A 20,552-nucleotide genomic window follows, 5' to 3' on the forward strand; every position below is an offset into this window, starting at 1 on the left:
GTATTTTTGCAATCTAGTTTATAAACAATGAAAAAAATATTAATTGCTCCTATATTTTTAATGAGTTTCTTTTTACAGGCACAAACGCACACTGTAGCCGAGAAAGAGACACCATATTCTATCTCTAAAAAGTATGGTTTATCTCTAAAAGAACTTTACGAACTTAATCCTGAAATAAAGGACGGAGCCATTAAGATAGGACAAACCCTTAATATTGGTAAAAAATCAACTGGGCAAAAACAGAAAGTAGTGGCTGCTTCTAAGGAGGTTCAGTTGGGTAAAATTATATTGAAGCCAAAACAAACTTTGTATAGTTTAACACGCCAGTACCATGTTACAGAAGCAGAGGTAAGAAAGCTTAATCCAAATTTAGAAATGAAGATAGGGGAGGAAGTGGTATTGCCTTTGGATAAAATTACCAAATATGGGGCGTCTGAACTAGTAACCACTTCTACTCCTAAAGAAGTTGCTACTCCAGCTCCAGCACAGGAAAGTTCGTCTGTAGAAAAAACAACGAAGACTTTATCTGAAGGAGAATATGAAGTGCAGTCAAGAGACAACTATTCTCGTATTACAAAGCAGTTTGGAATCAGTAAGAAAGATCTTTTCGCACTTAATCCTGGCTTAGAAGAAAGTGGATTGAAAGTTGGGGATATCATTAAAGTGAAGCACCCAGCTGTCGCAAACTCTACAGAGAGTGCGAAACCAGACTTTTCAGAAACTAAAAAGGTAACTCCTTCTCAAGAAGATTATGTTACTTATACTGTTCAGGCAGGTGATACCGTTTTTGGTATTCTTAGCAAATATGATTTAGATTTAGACCAACTTCTAGAACTAAATCCTCAAATTTCAGATGGACTAAAACCAGGAATGGTTCTTAAAATAAAGAAATTTAACAAAGCCTATGTTAAGAAAAACACAAATGCACTTAAAGTAGTGTTGATGTTACCATTTGGCTTTGATACGGGAGATTCTAAATACAGAGGACTTGCAACGGATTTCCTTATGGGAGCGAAGTTGGCAGTGGAGATGAATGCTAGAAAGGGACAAGAGCTAGACTTTAATATTATAGATGCGGGTAACGAAAAAGCATTCAAGAAGAACTTAATCCAAATAGATCCATCTAATACCGATTTAATTATAGGTCCATTGTTTAAGACCAATGTATTAGAAGTTTTGGATTATGTTAAAGATACTCAAATTCCCGTAGTCGCTCCATTTGCTAATAGTGAGGATATGTACGATTTTGGTAATTTAATTATTGCTGAAACAGATAAGACCATCTATGCTGATAGAATTGTAAAAGAGGTTAAAGAGGTTTTTTCTAACCAAAAGATTTATATTGTATCAGGGGCAGAGACAACAAACGCTGATTATATAAAAACAAAGTTGGAAAAATCTTTAAGGAAAGCGGATATAGTTATAGTAGATAATGCATCTAAAATAGAGCTAGAGCAGAATATGATGACAGGGCAAAGTTCTCCTGTAATCGCTATTTTAGCAAGTGATGACGATGCTGTTGGTAATGCGTTTGCTTCCAAGCTGATTAATTTATCTAAAGAAACTAAAGGTATCAAAGCTTTTAGTATGTTCTATACGTCGGCTTTTGATAAAAAAGTAGATGAGCTAAGTCAAGCTAATTTGGTGTATATAATGGATAGGAAAATCAATTCAGAAGGAAGCTTTGAAAAAGAAGTCTTAGCGGCATATAAAGCCAAATATTGTAAAACACCTTCTAAATATGCTGTGGTAGGTTTTGATATCGTTAATGATATGCTTTCTAGAGAAAATAAGAAAGGAGAAATATTTAAGCAAATGGGGCAAACTCAAACACAGTTAGCTACAAAATTTGAATTCCAAAGAATAAAACCAAACGGGGCCTATGTAAATGTAGGTTACCGTGTAGTAAGACTTTTACCATAAATTTAATAAAAAAACTAAAGAGATAATCTTTGAAAAAATAAGTATGAAAGCATTAGTGTTCCCAGGTCAGGGGTCTCAGTTTGTAGGAATGGGACAGGAACTGTACGACAGTAGAAAAGATATTAAAGACTTAATGGAGTTTTCTAATGAGATATTAGGTTTTAATATCCTGAAAATTATGTTTAATGGTTCAGAGGAAGATTTAAAACAAACTAGAGTAACGCAGCCTGCAATATTTATACATTCAGTAGCCGCAGTTAAAGCTATAGATGCCACAGGTGTTCAGATGGTAGCTGGACACTCTTTAGGAGAGTTTTCGGCATTGGTAGCGAGTGGTGTTTTATCTTTTGAAGACGGTTTAAAATTAGTAGCACAAAGAGCTGATGCCATGCAAAAAGCGTGTGACGCTAATCCTTCTTCTATGGCAGCTATTTTAGGTTTGGAAGATGAGAGAGTGGAAGAAATCTGTACTCAAATAGATGGGGTAGTAGTACCTGCAAACTATAACTGCCCTGGGCAATTGGTAATATCTGGAGAAACCAAAGCAGTAGAGGAAGCCTGTGCTAAACTTAAAGAAGCGGGAGCTAAGAGAGCATTGCTATTACCTGTTAATGGAGCATTTCATTCACCACTAATGAAGCCTGCACAAGACCAGTTAGCAACAGCGATAGAAAATACAAAATTCAGAAAGGCGAGTTTCTCTATTTATCAAAATATTACAACCACTGCGGTGGCTAATGAGGAGGATATCAAACAAAACCTTATTGCACAGCTTACAGGACCTGTAAAGTGGACGCAGTCTATTCAAAATATGATTAAAGACGGTGCAACTTCTTTTGTGGAAGTAGGTCCAGGTAAAACATTACAAGGGTTAATCAAAAAGATAAGTTCAGAAGTGGTGGTATCTTCTGCAATGTAAAAAAACTAAGTAAACGAGTTTAATAAAAAACTTGCACTCTCTATAAAGAGTGCAAGTTTTTTTATAGAAATTTATACTTAAGCAAAATCTTTAAGAAGTTGAGTTAGGGTATTTACATCGTGTACGCCACTGCCTTTCCATAGAAGGTCACTATTTTTAAAAATCATAAGAGTGGGTACACTTCTTACGCCGTATTCGTTAGCGATAGAAGGGTAATTATCTATATCTATTTTTACAATTCTAGCCGCATCTCCTACATTTTCTTTTACGGTGTTGAGTACCGAAGACTGTACCTTGCAAGGTTGGCACCAAGTAGCAAAAAAGTCTATGAGTACAGGTTTGGGAGATTCTATAAGTTCTTTAAATTTTTGAGACATAATTTTTATTTTAAGATTTTCTTCTGAAGAGAGCTCCAGCCTCCACCATTATAAGCAGTGAAACCATTATTAGATAAGATAGATTTAGCCGAAGCACTACGCATACCACTGGCACAACAGGTAATTACGGGTCTGCTTTTATCTAAGCGATTGAGGTTTTGGTTTAGCTCCTGTAATGGGATATTGATGGAGTTGAAAATATGCCCTGAATTGTATTCGGCTTTCGTTCTCACATCTATTATTTGGGCTCCCTTTGCGGCTAAATCTTGAAAATCTACGGTGTTCCCTCCAAAAAGTTTTTTTATAAAGTTTAGCATAATTTATTTAATATGTTTAATGCAAATCTAGGATTTTATATTGAAATTAAAATATCTGTTAAAGCTCTTGAATTATAATAAAAATATTTGCTAGTCTAGAACCTAAATAAATAATTTCTATGTTAACTTTTACCTCCACCATTGTTCTTCTTCCTTTTGTTTGGCTTGTTTCGTTTCTGAAGTTTCGGTAAAACCTTCTTGAGCAAGCTTATAAATTTTCCAACCGTTTTTTAGATATTTATCATTAACACTAAATTCTCCTGCTCCAATATCAAGGTCGCCACTTTCTGGAATTCTGTAGTCTCCCCAATTACATCTTTTAGTTTTATTTGTTTTATAGCTCGTCCAACTACCAACAAATTGATTATTTGAAAAACCATCAGAAAAGAAATTTAAGGCATCGTATCGAAATTGCCCTTTATCGTCTATCAAAAAATGACTCTTTAGTTTACCTTTTATAAATCCAGTCGAAGGTTGTTTTTTATCTTCATACAGAGTTACATCACAATCTGCATATCCCTGTTTGTAATTTGGGAAGTCACTACTTTTATAGATTTTAGCTTGTTTAATAGTGATTGTTCCTTGAAATGTGCAGATGGTTTCTCTAACTTTTGTTTTTCCAGATACCAAATATTCATAAGGATTTGTTGGGTTCTGAATAACTGAGGTAAAATGAATAAAAAATCTTTGATAATTATTTCCTATGAAGCCTAATATTTCGGGTCGTTTTGCCTTTTCTTTTATTTTTTCTTCTCTGTTTTCCGAAATAATACTATCTGCAGCAATAACTTTGGAAAGATTATAATTTTTAATTTGTTCAAAAAAATCAATCTTTATTCTGTCTTGTGCGTAGGAGTTTCCAAATAACAAAACTGCTAATATGGTAACTGAGATGTATCTAAATTTGTCTTTTAGAGTATTCATTTTGTTTCTTTTTGTAGGTTTTTTACTTCGTTCCAAGCCCCAGCGTTATACACTTTTTTAAAGCCGTGTTTCTCTAGAATAGTCTTAGCTTCTTTGGAGCGTCTTCCAGAACGACAGAAAAGTACAATATTCTGCGAAGAATTTAGCTTATCTAAATGATTTTCTAACTGGTCTAAAGGTATGTTGATGGCTCCATTAGCACTGCCTTCTGCAAATTCTTCTGGAGTCCTTACATCCACCAAAATACTATTGGGAGCATTTATAATTTTTTTGATATTTGCTTCGCTAGTATTTTTTGTATCGGCTACACACCAGATAATTCCAGTATCTTTGGCTTTACTAGTTGTTTGGCAGGAGGCAAGCCCCAGAGCTAAACCTCCGCCAAGTATCAACAGATGTATGGCTTTCATGGTTTAGAATTTAATTTTAGATTGACATACAAAATCAGTGGTAGGTACTGAAGTCTCCTTAATTTTAGCAAAACCACCATCTACTTCTGTAAAGTTTCGGATACCTCTAGAATTGAGTATGCTAGAGGCTATCATACTACGATAACCTCCTGCACAATGGATGTAGAAATGTGTATCGTCTAGTTCTTTTGCCCAATCGTTAATCTCCATAAGAGGGCGGCTAAGGGCGTCTTCTACATGCTCAGCAGAGTATTCTCCTATATTTCTTACATCTACTACTTTTGTGTCTTTGTGGTATTCATTCGCAAAGGCTTCGGCAGAAATTCTTTTAATAGTATCTATTTCTTTTCCTGAATTTTTCCACGAGTCAAAACCACCTTTGAGGTAGCCCACTACATTATCAAACCCCACACGAGCAAGCCTAGTAATGGTTTCTTCTACGGTACCTTCTTCGCAAACTAATAGCAGGGGTTGCTTAACATCTACAATCATTGCACCTACCCAAGGAGCAAAGCTGCCTTTAAGACCAATGTTGATAGAGTTAGGCACAAAACCTTGATGGAAATCAGCCGCATTTCTAGTGTCAAGGATTAAAGCTCCTGTATTCTCTGCCACGGTTTCAAAATCTTCTACGGATAGAGCCTCTTTACCGTTTTTTAAAACTTCATCAAAGCTGGTGTAGCCTCCTTTGTTCATAGCCACATTCATTCCGAAGTATTGTGGTGGAGCGGTAAGTCCGTCCAAAACTGCCTCTATAAAAGCCTTTTTGCTAGACTGGTTGAGGGCATAGTTTATTTTCTTTTGGTTGCCAAGACTATCCACGGTTTCCTTCATCATATTTTTGCCACAAGCAGAACCTGCTCCGTGTGCTGGATATACGGTAACCTCATCTGGTAGAGGGAGAATTTTGTTGTAAAGGCTTTCGTACAATAGTCCCGCTAACTCTTCTTGAGTAAGATTAGTGGCTTTTTGTGCCAAATCAGGACGCCCTACATCACCTAAAAATAGCGTGTCACCACTAAACAATGCAGTTTCTTTTCCGTTTTCATCAAGGAGTAGAAAACACGCACTTTCCATCGTATGTCCTGGGGTGTGTAGCACTTTTATTTTAACCTTTCCTAACTCAAAAATTTGATGGTCTTCTGCAATAATAGCTTCAAAACTAGGCTTTGCAGTAGGACCGTAGATGATAGGAGCTCCTGTTTTTTTACTTAAATCTAAATGTCCCGATACAAAATCAGCATGGAAGTGAGTTTCAAAAATGTATTTTAGGGTAACACCGTCTTTCTCTAAACGCTCTAAGTAAGGTTGTACTTCACGCAGTGGGTCTATAATGGCTGCTTCGCCGTTAGAAGTAATGTAATAAGCACCTTGTGCAAGGCAACCTGTGTATATTTGTTCTATTTTCATAATGATTCTATTTTTATTTTAAAATTAATTCTTTAATTAGGATATAAACTCCCATACCTAACACAAACCAACCAAAAGCAGGTTTGAGTTTTTTACCATCTACTCTTTTAGATAAAGCTAAACCTAATAAAACTCCTAGAATAGATAGCCCTGTAAAAGATAAGAGAAAATACCAGTCTATGGCGACTTTGTCTAAAGAGCTTACAAAACCTATAGTACTACTAAGGGTAATAATAAACAGTGAGGTGCCAATAGCTTCTTTCATTTTTAACCCTAAAATCATTACCAAAGCAGGAATGATAAGAAATCCTCCACCAGCACCTACTAGCCCCGTAATAATGCCTACCAACAGCCCTTGAGAAATAAGCAAGGTATTTCTAGATGGAGAAATCTCTAGGGTGCTTGGTTCAGTTTTACTTCTCACAATCATTTTGTAGGAAGCTAAAAGCATTAGTGAGGCAAATAAAATGAGAAGAAACATATCTTTAGTAAGGCAAATACCCCAACGGTTGATGATGTACTCGGGTAGATGAGGTACAACCACCCTCCTAGAGAAAAGCACTCCTAAGACGGAAGGGATACCAAATAGTAAAGCGGTATTGAGGTGTATTTGTTTCTCTTTAAAGTGTCCCAAAGAGCCTACCAATCCATTACAAGCAACCACAAATAAAGAGAGTGTAGTTGAGGTAACGGCATCCAACGCAAAAAGGTAGGCAAAAACAGGGACGCTTAAAATACTCCCACCACCGCCCATAAGACCGAGTACCAAACCAATAATGATAGCGAAAAAATAACCGAGTAGCTCCATAATTTTGATACAAAGGTAAGACTTACGCTTTACAAGTTATGAAACTTGGGTTACAGAAGTCCGTTTTTTGGATTAGGCTATTTCTATAACTTCAATTTGGTGCGAACCAAAATCAACCTTATCTCCTACTTTAGCATTTTTAATTTTTGAATAGATAGGTGCTTCTTCGGATATACAAACCACATCTTTCCCTTCGTATTTGAATGGTGGCACTGAAATTCCAATAAAAATATAACTTTTGTCGGTTTTAATAAGACAACCACTTTCAATACTTGTATGGTGTTCTTGAGCGGAATGTTCTATGAATGCTAAATGATTTTTTGCCGTATTTGCCATCTGTTCAAACCTAAGCTGCATATCTTTAGCTTCCGTTTGGTGCGAAAAGTCTTCAGGGTCGTGAGTAGCGTCTTCATCTATGTCAGACTCTATACGGTAACGCTCTACAGATTTTTGTAGGTTATCCACTATCTTTTGTTGCTCGTTAGCAATGGCTTTTAAAATGATTTCTTTTTCCATAAGGATTATATCTTTTATAGAGTAACAAATATAAGCAAAATCTACCACATTTAGGACTGGTTTGTCCTAGATGAGATTATTTAAGATAGATAAAAGAGCTATTATTCAGTTTTATTTCTTAATTTTATCCATCAAAAAATGTAAAATGGCAGACAAAACTAAATTTATAGAAGAACTAAGCAGTAGATATAGCTCCAAAGGAGATAGTATTATCCTAGGGAAGGGAATGCTAGATGGAGAGGTAATAAAAGAGGTAGATGTAAAACTTCCGTTAAAAACCTTAAACCGTCATGGTCTTATAGCTGGGGCTACAGGAACAGGAAAAACGAAGACTATACAGGTCTTTGTAGAGCAGCTTTCCCATGCAGGAATACCGTCTTTAGTAATGGATATTAAAGGTGATTTTTCAGGAATAGCAGAGGCAGGGGAAGAAAATAACATCATTAAAGAACGCTATGCTAAAACAGAACTACCATATAACGCTCAATCTTTTCCAGTAGAGTTAATGACGATTTCTGGGGCTAAAGGTGTTCAGTTAAGAGCTACGGTTACAGAGTTTGGACCGGTGCTACTTAGTAAAATATTGGGTCTTAATGATACCCAGAGTAGCATTATGTCCATTGTTTTTAAATATTGCGATGATAAGGGCTTGCCTTTAATTGATTTAGAAGATATTAAAAAAGTATTGCAGTATGTAACTGCGGACGATAATGGTAAGAAAGAAATAGCAGAAAACTACGGCTCTATTGCACCAGCATCGTTAGGGGCTATTTTGAGGTCTATTGTAGCTTTAGAGCAAGAGGGGGCAACAGCGTTCTTTGGTGAGCCTAGCTTTGAGGTTAATGATTTGTTACAAACCAAAGATGGGAAAGGTGTGGTGAATATTATGCGTGTAGACGATATTCAGAATAAACCCAACCTATTTTCTACCTTTATGCTGTCTTTGTTTGCCGAGATTTATCTTACTTTTCCAGAGGAAGGCGATAGTGGCAAACCGAAATTGGTGCTTTTTATAGACGAAGCTCATTTAATTTTTAAAGAAGCCTCCAAAACTTTGCTTTCACAGATAGAAACTATGGTGAAACTTATTCGTTCTAAAGGAGTTGGTATTTACTTTATTACCCAAATACCTGGAGATGTGCCAGAGAATGTTTTGAGTCAGTTAGGTCTTAAGATTCAGCATGCATTGAGAGGGTTTACAGCTAAAGATAGAAAAGAAATAGAAAAAGCCATACAAAACTATCCTGTTACAGAGTATTATAAAGCTGAAGAACTCATCCAAAATTTAGGAATAGGAGAGGCGTTTGTAACTGCGTTGGACGAGAAAGGTATCCCGACCCCTTTGGTACAGACTTACCTTATTTCGCCAGAAAGTAGAATGGGAGTATTAACGGCTACTGAGATAGATAATCTAACGGCAGGGTCAGCTTTAGTTAAGAAATATCAGAATAGTATAGATAAAGAAAGTGCTTACGAGATTTTATCTAAAAGAATGGTTCCTGTAGCTGATGGAAGTCAGACTGTTCAAGAAGCACCTAAAACAACCGTGACTAAAGAACAAGAAGAACCTAGCATATTTGACACTGTATTGAAAAGTCCTATGGCTAAAACTTTTGGTACAACTCTAATGAGAGAAGGAGCAAAAGCCATACTAGGTATGCTTGGATTAAAATCCACTTCTAGGAGAAGGTACTAACAATTAATATCATAACCTATAAAATTAAATGATTCAGATTAAATCTGAATCATTTTTTTGTGGATTAAGCGGTGGTTAAATTTGCATTTGATGAAAAATATCCGCAAGTTTGCACCCTTTGATATTGTGATTGTTTTTATTTTAAAAACTAAATGTATTCGGTAATAGACATAGAGAGTAATGGTGGTGCATTCCGAGAGGAGTGCATTATAGAGGTCGCTATCTATCGTTATGATGGGCATAAGATAGTAGACCAATTTATCTCTATGGTAAATCCAGAAGCCGATATTTCTCATTTCGTTCAAAAACTGACAGGCATCACGCCTAAAATGGTTAAAACAGCTCCCAAGTTCCACGAAATTGCCAAAAGAATTATTGAAATTACGGAAGGAAGCACCTTAGTAGGGCATAATGTAGATTTTGATTATAGAATGTTAAGGCAGTCTTTTAAGAGATTGGGTTATCATTTCAGTATAGAAACATTAGACACTATACCTTTAGCCAAAAAACTTATTCCTAATGAAGAAAGTTATTCTTTGGGGAAATTGGTAAAATCTTTAGGAATACCTTTGGCAGAACATCATAGAGCAAGTAGTGATGCTAGAGCAACGCTAGACCTTTTTAAACTGCTAATGACTAAGGATAAAGATAACGAGATTATCCAATCCCACTTTGAGGAAGCTAATGCAAAAACTTACTTCAATAAAATTAAAGCTCTTACGCAAGATTTACCAGCAGAACGAGGGATTGTTTATTTCCAAGATGCTAGAGGAAAGGTTATTTTATCCGAGGTTACAGATGGTATTTATAAGTTTGCGAAGAAGGTATTTAATGCCAAATCTAAAAAGTGGCAAAAAATACAAAATGAAGTAGAACAGATTTCTTATGAACTAGTGGCGTCAGAGTTGTTTGCAAAGCTGATTATGAATACTAAAGGTCTTGCCAAAACGACACATTTGCCGTATGGACTTTTTTTTGAAAATGATGAATGGCTTGTCAAAAGAGTGCGTAGAGATATGCCGTTATTGCCTATGATTAAATTTAAAACCCATTCGCAGGGGAGAAAAGTGCTTAATTTTATTAAAAATCACGAAGTTTTAAATAACAAAGAAGCTCTTGAACAGTTTTTAAGTTTTAAAGATAAAAATATCCTTTTTACAGGACAGGGCAGGACGAGAGGCGAAAAATCGTTTTTGTTGATAGAAAAAGGACAAGTGTCGGGTTATGGATTTTACGATTGGTATCACCAGATAAGCACTTACGATAAACTTTCGAAGTTAAAAATAAAAGTAGATAGAGTTTCTTCTGATTTGAAAAACGAAATAAAGTTAGCCTTGCTCAGAAATGAGTTTAAAATACAGGAGATTCCTAGCTAATATTTTCTTTCAGAGCTGAAAGTTAAATTCGTATTTTTGTACTTATGCTAAATAAAATTTACATACAAAATTTTGCCCTTATAGATAAATTGAGTTTAAATCTTAATAAGGGTTTGCAGGTCATTACAGGAGAAACGGGAGCTGGTAAATCTATTATTTTAGGAGCTTTAAGGCTGATTCTTGGCGAGAGAGCTGACTTGAAAGCAGTGGCAGATGCAGAACAAAAAAGTGTTGTAGAGGCTGAGTTTGAAGTTTCTAACGACTTAAAATCCTTTTTTGATGAGAATGATTTAGACTTTGAAAATCTCACCATCATTAGGAGAGAAATTCTCCCAAGTGGCAAATCTAGGGCTTTTGTGAACGATGTCCCTGTAACATTAGATGTTCTTAAAAATTTATCATCTAAGTTGGTGGATATACATTCGCAGTTTGAAACTTCGTTGTTATTTACGGAGGCTTATCAGTTTAAGATTATAGATGGCATTGCACAAAATCAGTCTATTTTAGCAGAATATCAAAAGACTTTTTCGGCTTATCAGAATTTAAAGAAGGATTTAGAAGAAGCTCAAAATCATTTATCAGAAGGACTTAAAGAGAGAGATTATAAGTCTTTTCTACTCCAAGAATTAGAAGAATTAGCGTTAGATAAGATAGATTTTGAAGAGATTAAAAATCAATTAAATACGCAAGAAAATGCGGAATTTATATCGGAGAATTTAGCTGCGGTGATTTCTCGTTTTCATCAAGAGGAGATTGGGGTATTAGATGCTTTAGCGGACGCTAAAACGAAACTGTATAGAGTATCGGAGGCTTCCTCTCAATTTGATGAGGTTAGTCAGCGTTTAGATTCTGTGTTTGAGGAGTTTAAAGATATTGTAAGCGAAGTAGAAAATCAGGTAGAAAAAATAGAAATGAATCCACATTTACTATCTGAACTTACAACGATAGTTAATAAAATCAATACACTATTTGTAAAGCACCAAGTAGATACAGTGGAGGATTTACTAGCTATTAAAAATAAACTGTCCGAAGAGCAAAATAGCTTTGATACATTAGAGCAGAGGATAGGTGATATTACTCAAAAATTGGAACAATCTTTAACTCAGTTAGAAACTTTGTCAAAAGAATTGTCTTCAACTAGAGTTAATGCCAGTCTTGTGTTTAAAGATAAAATAGAGCAGCTACTGAAACAGTTAGGTCTAGAGAAAGCAAAAATAGAAGTTAGTTTTTCGGAGGTAGAAACATTTAATTCCTTTGGGAAAGAGAGCATCAATATTTTATTTCAAGCCAACACGGGGTTTCCGCTTAAACCTATACAGTCCGCAATTTCTGGCGGAGAGCGTTCTAGAGTGATGCTAAGTGTTAAGAAAATAATGGCGGAAACGACAGCTTTACCAACTTTAATTCTTGATGAAATAGATACAGGCGTTTCTGGAAGAGTGGCAGAGGAAATAGGAAAGGTGATGAAAGAAATGGCTAAAGATATGCAATTGATAGTGATTACCCATTTGGCACAGGTAGCGGCTAAAGGACACCATAATTACAAAGTGGTTAAAAGCGAGGTGGAAGGCAGAACGCAGTCTAGAATTATCTCGTTATCAGAAGATGAAAAACTACACGAGATAGCCCAAATCTTATCAGGAGCCAAGATTACAGACGCTGCTCTAGAACAGGCTAAGGAGCTGATGAAATAAGAAAAACAGTAATTATGTTGTAACAAATCCAATGGTTTTGCTACTTATTGTTTAGAATAAAATTTTAATTATGAAAAAAATAAATCTTTTAGTGTTACTTCTTTTAGCAGGGTTGTTTTCTGCACAGGAGGTTAATCGTTTCTTTTATGAAATGACTTTTAAACCAAGCAAAGATTCTGCTAACAAGGTGGAAAAAGAGCTTACGGTATTAGATGTGTGGAAAGATAAATCGGTTTATAGAGATTATATGGCGGTTTCTCAAGATTCGCTGATGAAGGCTTTTATGGAACAAGTTAAGAAAACAGGTAATATGTTTGACCAAGAAAAATTTGGATTAAAACAAGGTAAATTTACTTATTCTATAGTAAAGCCTTACCCAATTAAAGAGGTAGCTTATGAAGACTTTATTTTGGAAAAAAAGTTTGTATATAAAGAGCCTGTAAAACTGGATTGGAAAATAGAAACAGAAAAAGCTACGATAGAAAATTACTCTACACAAAAAGCAACCACTTCTTTTGGTGGAAGAAATTGGGTAGCTTGGTTTACTACAGATATTCCTTTTGCTGATGGTCCGTATAAATTTTATGGTTTACCGGGGCTTATTGTTAAAATAGAAGATACCCAAAACCATTATCAGTGGGTGCTTAAAGGAAATGAGAAACTCTCTGAAGAAAAAGCAACACCATATATGGATAAAATGATGAAAGAATTTGGTGCGGGGAATGGGATAGAGGTAACTCGCGAGAAGTTTGATAAAGCTTATCAAGCCTATAAGCAAGACCCATTTGCTTCTATCAAAACACATTTTAATAATCCAGCAATGAAAGAATATAAACTTCCAGACGGTTCTTATTTTGTAGATAAAATAAAAGAAGCGGAAGTGAAACTGAAAAAGTTTTTAAACGAAAATAATAACCCTATTGAACTAAAATAAAATTGTAAAAAAGAGGCTAACCTAAGTTAGTCTCTTTTTTTACGACAATATCATTAGGAAATCCAGCAACTCCACCACTTACCGCAAATTTCATGGCATCAGCTGCGTTGATATTTTCTAATAATTTTACATTTTTACTTTCTACCAAAACTACCCAGCCAGAGACGGCGTAAGAATGCGGAAGATAGACCGATACATGCTCCTGAAGTCCCATGATAGAAACTTCTTTTTGAGTAAGGAAGCCTACTCTCCAAACTTCTGGGGAATCGTTAGTTTTTATGAGTACAGGTATATTAAATTTCTTTTTATCTCCAACAAAAGAAGACATCACATCTTTTAAAGAAGTGTAAATGAATTTGATACCTGGCGTATGCTCAAGTAGATAATCTATACTATCTACTAAGATTCTTCCTAACAGAAATTTATTACCTAGCCAGCCTATAAGTGCCGTGCTGCTGATTACCAATATAAAGATAAGACCTGGAAATTTCTCCGCAATGGAAGGTATAATGTTGTCTATGCTAGAAACAATATACCAAATAATCCATACCGTTGCAGCAACAGGACCGATAATGACTAATCCTTGCAAAAAAGAACGAAGGAAGAGTCCAAGATAATCGTTTAAGTTTTTATTCATTATCTTTTAGAGAGCTACTAGATTGTCTTTTCTCTTCGTTTCTTGGTATTTTGTGTCCAGGTCTAGTCCATTTAGGATTTTCTCCTAGAGCTCTGTACTGGCTGTTTTCTTTGTCCACTACCTCTCTTTTAGCGTGTTTTTCAAAAGGTTGTTGAGGTTTTATTCCTAATAGATTAAATAAGGTTTTGTCCTCGTTAATATCAGGGTTAGGGGTGGTTAATAATTTATCTCCTGCAAAAATAGAGTTGGCTCCTGCAAAGAAACAAAGTGCTTGCCCTTCCTTAGAAAATTCTGTTCTTCCTGCGGAAAGTCTTACTTGAGTTTTAGGTAAAACAATTCTAGCAGTCGCTACCATTCTTACAAACTCAAAAATGTTTACAGGTTCTTGGTCTTCCATAGGCGTTCCTTCTACGGCAACCAAAGCATTGATTGGAACACTTTCGGGCTGTGGCATCATATTGGCTAAAACTTTTAGCATTCCACAGCGGTCTTCCACACTTTCTCCCATACCAATAATTCCTCCAGAACAAAGGGTGATAGAGGTTTTTCTTACATTATTGATGGTTTCTAATCGGTCTTCAAAAGCACGGGTAGAAATCACTTCTTTATAATATTCTTCGGAACTATCTATATTATGGTTATAGGCGTATAGCCCAGCTTCTTCTAGCCTTTTAGCTTGATTTTCGGTAAGCATTCCTAGGGTGCAACATACTTCCATATCTAGTTTGGTTACCTCTCTTACCATATCTAGCACATGGTCAAAATCAGGACCGTCTTTTACATTTCTCCACGCTGCTCCTAGACATACCCTAGAAATGCCATTTTGCTTGGCTCTTAAGGCTTGAGCTTTTACTTGGTTTACAGGTAACATCTCGTGGATTTTAACCTCTGTGTGGTATCTTGCTGCTTGAGGACAGTAACCACAATCTTCTGGGCAACCTCCTGTTTTTACAGAAATGAGCGAGGATACTTGTATTTTATTAGGGTCGTGGTGTTGGCGATGAACCTCTGCTGCACGATAAATCAAGTCAAAGAAAGGCAAGTTATAAATATCTAAAATCTCTTGGGTCGTCCAGTTTTGTTTAATCATTTTATTTTGTTATAGATTTTTGTTCAAATTAGAGGTTGTAAATTTACTTATTTTTTCTTTAACGAAAGATGAAAAACTAGAATTACAAAGTGCTTTTTATTTAACTTAGATATATTTCATAAAAAACTTTTGGATATTTATACGAAAGTTTTATCTTGGTGAAAAATTGAAGATTATAATGAAACAAATAGAGAATGTAGTAATATTTTTAGGCTTAATTTTCTCCACATTATTATTAGCTCAAAAGAATGATGAAAATACGCTGGAAGTAGAATTTGCCTATCTTTTAAAGGCGAAATTGGATAAAACTAATTCTTTCGTAGATGAGGAAGTTTTTCTTTTGCAAGTTTTAAAGGACAAAGCTTTCTTTTTTAGTGAAAATATGGCGAAAAATGACTCTGCAAGACAAAGTGATATTTACAGAGCTTTTGCCGCCACACCAAAAGGACGACCTATTAATGTTACAATGTCTGATAGATTGAAAGGTAAATATGATTATAGCGTTTTACAAACCAGCCAAGAAAATCAGTATTTTGAGGGAAATGGAAGTAGTTCATATACTTATAAAGAGCCAGTCATCAAAGATTGGAAATTGATAAATGAAAGCGAAACTATCAATACTTTCAGTTGCAAAAAAGCAATGCTACACTACAAAGGTAGAGATTGGGTGGCTTGGTATGCCCCAGAGATTCCGTTGCCTTACGGACCTTATAAATTTACAAGCTTGCCAGGTTTGGTGGTGAAAATAGAAAGTGAAGATGGCGAGTTTAGTTTTGAATTGGTAAAATCTACATTCAAAGATAACCTTAACGGCAAAGCACTTTCTTTACAAGACTCGCGATACAAAAAGGCTACCCCAGCCACCTTTTCAGAAATACGAAAAATGAAGAAAAGCAATATAGAAAGGCTTGTGGCAGAGGCTGCCAGTATGGGGATTGATACTTCTGCGGAAAATGTGAGAAATTTATTGGAAAGACAAAAACAAAAACTTCATAATTTTGAAAATGAAAATCTGATAGAAAAAACAGAACATTGATTGTTCAAAAAAAAGGCTTATACGGAAAAAAGTATAAGCCTTTTTCTTTATGAAAAATATTTACTTTGAAAGTAGTGCGTCCCAGCCTTGTGCGGTAAGTGGCGTGAGCTGTTCGCTCCCTCTTAGTACCAAATAATTGCCTTGTTCTAACTCCGTAGCATGACCAATAATAGTAAAATCTGGGTGGTTTCTTATCTTTTCATAATCGTTTGGAGAAATGGTGAATAAGAGTTCATAGTCTTCACCACCGTTAAGGGCTGCCATTGCAGGGTTTAGATTAAACTCATCTGCCGTAGTTATAGTAAGAGTATCCATAGGAATTTTCTCTTCGTACAGCCTAAAACCTACTTTGCTTTGATCTGACAAGTGCAGTATCTCCGAAGCCAATCCGTCAGAAATATCTATCATTGAGGTTGGAGTGATGTCCAGTTCGGTTAAAGTCTTTTTGATGTCTGTTCTTGCTTCGGGCTTTAGTTGGCGTTCTAGGATATAGTCGTAGCCTTCCATTTCGGGTTGCATATTAGGATTAGTTAAGTACACCGAATGTTCTCGTTCTAGAATTTGAAGCCCCATATATGCACCACCTAAATCTCCCGTAACTACTAATAAGTCGTTAGGTTTAGCACCGCTTCGTTTGGCTAATTCATTTTCGTTTGCGAGTCCTATGGCTGTAATGTTCAATATAAGTCCTGCTTGGGAGCTGGTAGTATCGCCCCCCACAAGGTCCACATTGTAGTGTTCGCAAGCTAAAGCGATACCTGCATAAATTTCGTCAAAAGCCTCTACAGGAAAACGGTTGGAAGCCGCCATAGAAACCAATATTTGTGTAGGTGTGGCATTCATAGCGGCAATATCACTTAGATTGACTACAACAGCCTTATACCCTAGGTGCTTTAGTGGAACATAACCTAAATTAAAATGTACGCCTTCTGCTAAAACATCGGTGGAAATAACCACTTTTTTATTTTCTGGATTGATGATAGAAGCATCATCCCCTATGCCCAGTTCCGAAGAGGAGTTTTTTAAACTAAATTTATCGGTTAAATGTTTTATCAGTCCAAACTCTCCTAATTGAGAAACTGGAGTAAGTGCCATTTTCTTTTCTTCTAACATAATGAAGTTTAAAAATTAAGATTGAAAAACAGAAGGGTTTATATTTTCTGGTCTGAAAGGAAGATTTTTGATGTCTTCTCTACTTAGCGTTTTGGTGTTTTCTGTTTTATACGGTGTTAAACTTACCAAAATATCATCAGGTGGTGTAGTGGTTTTTCGTAGCATAGTGTCTATCCATACGCCCACTACTTCCGAAGTTGCACAATGGGTGCCGTCAGGCAGATAAAACTTGTGAGTAAAAGCATAGATGCTGGCATCTTCTGACACGCCCGAAACCTCCAACGAAACATAAACCGTTTGGTCTGCGTAAATTTCTTTAAAAAACGAATACTTTTCGTGAAGAAGTACGGGGCCAATTCCCCAACGATTAAGCTGTGCAAGTCCCATTTTATGTTGGTTCATAAAAGCCATTCTCGTTTGGGCACAATACTGCACATAGGCGGAGTTGGCAAGGTGTCTGTTGGCGTCTATATCGCTCCAACGCACTTCAAATTTATGGTAGAATACTGACATTTTTAATTTTTTAAGGTCAAAGGTAAGAAAATTTAAAGTAAAACGGTTTTTAGCAATACTTCGTATAAAGGTATTTTATAGTACAACTACTGTTGTATTTGCTTTAAAGTTTTTGAATTGTAATAAGCTCTATATTCGCATAGGTTACTTCTTCTTTTTCAACATTATAATCAATACGGTTAATGTATATCGTTATACGGTAGCCCTCAAGGTTTTTTGTGAATGCCATTTCTTCCACTTCGCCCGAAGGAGTGTTTTTAGCAAACTCAGTAATATCTGGTGCAAAATTTACTTCTTTGTTATCTAGGCTTATGAGTAGGCTACTATTTACTTTTAATGATTTGTTTTCTATTGTTAGTTCGGCATTGTTATCATATTCAGTACTTAGAATCCAGCCTTTGCCGTCAAAAGGTATCGCTTGTGTTCTGTCTTTTAAGTTGAAGTATTTATATTCATTACCTCTTTCAGTAATGCTTCCTGTTTCATCATTTATAGTGGTAAAATCGTCATATTCTACAAAAGAAGGGTACTCTTTGTTTAGGTTTTTAATGTGTTTTTCATCAAGGTATTGGGCGAGTTCATCTTTTGCATTTCGGTTAATTAAGTACCTTCCTGCATCACTAATTTCATAAAAAACAGAACGCTTTATCACTTTATTAAAATTGATTTTGCCATTCACGAGCAGTCCGTTTTCAGACAATACCTGATGTAAACGGTTTAGCTGGCTTCTCTTAGATGCTGAAAATACATTGAAGTAAGGGAAAATTAACGCAAAGATTAAAAATGCCATCAAACTTTTAGGGATAAACGATATGGAAGTCTTCTTTCTAAAAATGAAATAAAAGGTGCACAAGGTAATCCATATCGCCATTAAAAGGACAAAATATCTAGACTCTGTAACTCCATAATCAAACAAACGAGTGAAAATCGCCACAAATAGTAATACTAGCATTGGCACAAGCGAGAAGTAAAATATTTTGGAGAACCATTTAACCCACGATTTACTATTTTCATTTTTTAGTGGGTGTACCAAAAGTAAGGCGAATATCCCCACTAAAGAATAGCTAATCACAGTGATAGATACCAAGCCTTTAGGGAGTTCCCATAAGAAAATAATTTTAGCAGCATACAGGTACATCATCACTAAATAGATGAACAGAAGAGGGATAAGTATGTATTGGGTGAAGAATTTGAGTGCGATAGGGAATTCTGTTACAGTATTAGTGTGCTCTTCTTCTCTGCTTCTTTCTTCAAAAAGAAGGAAAATAATGGTATTCCCTAAAATGGATATGCCAGAAAATAAGATAGGATATATTTTATAATTACCATTGATGCCAAATAAACTATTAAAGATATTGATAGCTGAAAGAATTCCAGCCGCTAGAACACCACTAAAAATAGAGGACAGTACGAAGTTAACAAACAAATTTTTGTTATAGTTCCAGAAGGAGTATTCATTTTTAACTTTTGGTAAAAAAGGAGCCACCGAAATAAATAAATGGATAATCACAGCCACCGGAATGATTGTAAAGGTGAAGTTTTCGAACTGAGAGTAATCATCGGGAAATGTAGCGTAATATCCCACTAATAGCACAACACCCAAGATATTAAGAAGCCTTTTTTTACCTATAACATCACTTAGCTTTTTTAGAGAAAAGAACAAACCTATCCCCGTGGCAGAAACAAAGGCAATAACTGTCATATTATAAACAAAATCGGACTTTGTATCCCAAATAATAGCCGTAATGATAGCAATATAAGAAATGAGTGCCGAAAGTAGTACCATTGGGTAGTTGGCAACTACTTTCTTTAAATTTTTGAGAGCGTTATTAAGTAGTTTCATAATTAGATTAAATTAGATAACAAATGTATTATTTTTGTTTTTAGTGGCAAAGTCTGATAATTCACAGGTTTGTTACTGCCGAATTTAATCTGTATTTTTGAGCAAAATTCACAAAAGATGTTATTTACAGGGCAAGTACTCAAGATGTCTGCACAGCTGGCAGAACCTATCCAATATTACCTTAATCTATCTAATGATTTACTGCATATCAACGCTTTGTTTAATCGCAGGTTGAGTATAAAACATATAGGGTTTCAGTGTGTGGAATGTGGGAACGATGAGCCTGTGTACCAGATGGGGTTTTGTAAAAAATGTTTTTTTGAAAGCCCTTACGCTAGTGAAACTATCCTAAAGCCTGAACTTTCTAAAGCCCACTTAGATATAGAAGAAAGAGATATAGAGGTGGAGCGGAAAATACAGCTACAACCACATTTGGTTTATTTGGCTTATACGGGAGAGGTTAAAGTAGGAGTTACCAGACAAACACAAGTGCCTACCAGATGGATAGACCAAGGGGCAACAAAGGCTCTACCCATAGCAAAGACGGAAAACCGCTACGAAGCAGGAGTTATAGAAGTAGCTCTTAAAACTCATTTATCCGATAAAACCAATTGGCGAAAAATGCTCTCTGATGATGGTGCTAGCGAAGTGGATTTGTTTGCGTTAAGAGAGGAAGTTGTTGGTTTATTCCCAAAAGAGAGTCAAAAGTTCGTGATAGAGTCTGAGCTTTATAGTTTAAAGTATCCTTATACGCCCTTAGAAAAAATTACCTCTATAAATTTAAGTAAGGCAAGAGAATATCAAGGTATTTTAAAAGGAGTTAAAGGGCAGTACTTGGCATTTGAAGATGGTAGTGTAATGAATGTTCGTTCCCACGAGGGCTATGTGGTAGAACTTGAAATAAAAGATTAGCTTAAAAAAGGTTTGAAAAATAAAGTGTCGTCTTCAGTTGAAAGCAACCGAGTTGTATTTCTCATGATATGATAGTTTTTATCTGCCATTTTGTCATAATAATT

At 35.6% G+C, this 20,552-nt stretch carries 20 protein-coding genes; 8 read left to right on the forward strand and 12 right to left on the reverse strand.

The window, feature by feature from the left end:
- Positions 1-27: 27 nt before the first annotated feature.
- Positions 28-1,923: a LysM peptidoglycan-binding domain-containing protein gene (locus tag RA0C_RS07580; protein ID WP_004916285.1), complete on the forward strand. Its 1,896-nt coding sequence runs from the start codon at positions 28-30 to the stop codon at positions 1,921-1,923.
- A gap of 43 nt (positions 1,924-1,966) precedes the next feature.
- Entirely contained in the window at positions 1,967-2,842 is an 876-nt protein-coding gene (gene fabD / locus RA0C_RS07585; protein WP_004916286.1) for an ACP S-malonyltransferase, read from the forward strand.
- Positions 2,843-2,919: 77 nt separating this feature from the next.
- Here the strand turns inward: fabD and RA0C_RS07590 are convergent, their stop codons facing one another.
- The 7 genes from RA0C_RS07590 to RA0C_RS07620 all read right to left on the reverse strand — a co-directional run bounded on the left by RA0C_RS07590 (position 2,920) and on the right by RA0C_RS07620 (position 7,604).
- Entirely contained in the window at positions 2,920-3,219 is a 300-nt protein-coding gene (locus tag RA0C_RS07590) for a thioredoxin family protein (RefSeq protein WP_004916287.1), read from the reverse strand.
- A 5-nt stretch (positions 3,220-3,224) separates the two neighbouring features.
- A complete protein-coding gene (locus tag RA0C_RS07595) occupies positions 3,225-3,536 on the reverse strand; it encodes a rhodanese-like domain-containing protein (protein WP_004916288.1) in 312 nt (103 codons plus the stop codon).
- 129 nt (positions 3,537-3,665) lie between these two features.
- Positions 3,666-4,460, reverse strand: a complete 795-nt coding sequence (locus RA0C_RS07600; protein WP_004916289.1) for a hypothetical protein — start codon at positions 4,458-4,460, stop codon at positions 3,666-3,668.
- On the reverse strand, positions 4,457-4,870 hold the full coding sequence (locus tag RA0C_RS07605; protein ID WP_004916290.1) for a rhodanese-like domain-containing protein: 414 nt from the start codon (positions 4,868-4,870) through the stop codon (positions 4,457-4,459). Before RA0C_RS07605 ends, RA0C_RS07600 begins: the two co-directional genes overlap by 4 nt.
- A 3-nt stretch (positions 4,871-4,873) precedes the next feature.
- Positions 4,874-6,280: an MBL fold metallo-hydrolase gene (locus RA0C_RS07610; RefSeq protein WP_004916291.1), complete on the reverse strand. Its 1,407-nt coding sequence runs from the start codon at positions 6,278-6,280 to the stop codon at positions 4,874-4,876.
- Positions 6,281-6,293: 13 nt separating this feature from the next.
- Positions 6,294-7,088, reverse strand: coding sequence for a sulfite exporter TauE/SafE family protein (locus RA0C_RS07615; RefSeq protein ID WP_004916292.1), 795 nt, complete (start codon positions 7,086-7,088; stop codon positions 6,294-6,296).
- 72 nt (positions 7,089-7,160) lie between these two features.
- The gene (locus RA0C_RS07620) at positions 7,161-7,604 is read right to left on the reverse strand and encodes a hypothetical protein (RefSeq protein ID WP_013447051.1); all 444 of its coding nucleotides are present in this window, start codon (positions 7,602-7,604) and stop codon (positions 7,161-7,163) included.
- Between the two features lie 145 nt (positions 7,605-7,749).
- Between RA0C_RS07620 and RA0C_RS07625 the strand changes: the two genes are divergently transcribed.
- The 4 genes from RA0C_RS07625 (at position 7,750) to RA0C_RS07640 (ending at position 13,304) form a co-directional block, all read left to right on the forward strand.
- Positions 7,750-9,300, forward strand: a complete 1,551-nt coding sequence (locus RA0C_RS07625; RefSeq protein ID WP_013447052.1) for a helicase HerA-like domain-containing protein — start codon at positions 7,750-7,752, stop codon at positions 9,298-9,300.
- Between the two features lie 152 nt (positions 9,301-9,452).
- Positions 9,453-10,676, forward strand: coding sequence for a 3'-5' exonuclease (locus tag RA0C_RS07630; RefSeq protein ID WP_004916295.1), 1,224 nt, complete (start codon positions 9,453-9,455; stop codon positions 10,674-10,676).
- A gap of 44 nt (positions 10,677-10,720) precedes the next feature.
- Positions 10,721-12,370: a DNA repair protein RecN gene (locus tag RA0C_RS07635; RefSeq protein ID WP_013447053.1), complete on the forward strand. Its 1,650-nt coding sequence runs from the start codon at positions 10,721-10,723 to the stop codon at positions 12,368-12,370.
- 70 nt (positions 12,371-12,440) lie between these two features.
- On the forward strand, positions 12,441-13,304 hold the full coding sequence (locus RA0C_RS07640) for a GLPGLI family protein (protein WP_004916298.1): 864 nt from the start codon (positions 12,441-12,443) through the stop codon (positions 13,302-13,304).
- A gap of 16 nt (positions 13,305-13,320) precedes the next feature.
- Here RA0C_RS07640 and RA0C_RS07645 read toward each other — a convergent pair whose 3' ends face one another.
- Positions 13,321-13,941 carry a DUF502 domain-containing protein gene (locus tag RA0C_RS07645; RefSeq protein ID WP_004916300.1) on the reverse strand — a complete coding sequence of 207 codons (621 nt, stop codon included), beginning with the start codon at positions 13,939-13,941 and terminating at the stop codon, positions 13,321-13,323.
- Positions 13,934-15,031 (reverse strand): biotin synthase BioB, encoded by a 1,098-nt coding sequence (gene bioB / locus RA0C_RS07650; RefSeq protein ID WP_004916302.1) that lies wholly within the window; start codon positions 15,029-15,031, stop codon positions 13,934-13,936. Before bioB ends, RA0C_RS07645 begins: the two co-directional genes overlap by 8 nt.
- Positions 15,032-15,209: 178 nt before the next feature.
- On the opposite strand from bioB, the gene RA0C_RS07655 reads away from it, so the two are divergent.
- Positions 15,210-16,067 carry a GLPGLI family protein gene (locus tag RA0C_RS07655; protein WP_004916304.1) on the forward strand — a complete coding sequence of 286 codons (858 nt, stop codon included), beginning with the start codon at positions 15,210-15,212 and terminating at the stop codon, positions 16,065-16,067.
- Positions 16,068-16,127: 60 nt separating this feature from the next.
- Here RA0C_RS07655 and thiL read toward each other — a convergent pair whose 3' ends face one another.
- The 3 genes from thiL to RA0C_RS07670 all read right to left on the reverse strand — a co-directional run bounded on the left by thiL (position 16,128) and on the right by RA0C_RS07670 (position 19,536).
- Positions 16,128-17,180, reverse strand: a complete 1,053-nt coding sequence (thiL, locus tag RA0C_RS07660; RefSeq protein ID WP_004916306.1) for a thiamine-phosphate kinase — start codon at positions 17,178-17,180, stop codon at positions 16,128-16,130.
- Positions 17,181-17,195: 15 nt separating this feature from the next.
- Positions 17,196-17,693, reverse strand: coding sequence for an acyl-CoA thioesterase (locus tag RA0C_RS07665; protein WP_004916307.1), 498 nt, complete (start codon positions 17,691-17,693; stop codon positions 17,196-17,198).
- Positions 17,694-17,796: 103 nt separating this feature from the next.
- The gene (locus RA0C_RS07670) at positions 17,797-19,536 is read right to left on the reverse strand and encodes a DUF4153 domain-containing protein (protein WP_004916308.1); all 1,740 of its coding nucleotides are present in this window, start codon (positions 19,534-19,536) and stop codon (positions 17,797-17,799) included.
- A 117-nt stretch (positions 19,537-19,653) separates the two neighbouring features.
- Here RA0C_RS07670 and RA0C_RS07675 point away from each other — a divergent pair, with 117 nt between their 5' ends.
- A complete protein-coding gene (locus tag RA0C_RS07675) occupies positions 19,654-20,448 on the forward strand; it encodes a DUF2797 domain-containing protein (protein ID WP_004916314.1) in 795 nt (264 codons plus the stop codon).
- Positions 20,449-20,552: the final 104 nt, after the last annotated feature.

Origin of the sequence: Riemerella anatipestifer ATCC 11845 = DSM 15868 (assembly GCF_000252855.1) — a bacterium.
GTDB lineage: Bacteria > Bacteroidota > Bacteroidia > Flavobacteriales > Weeksellaceae > Riemerella > Riemerella anatipestifera.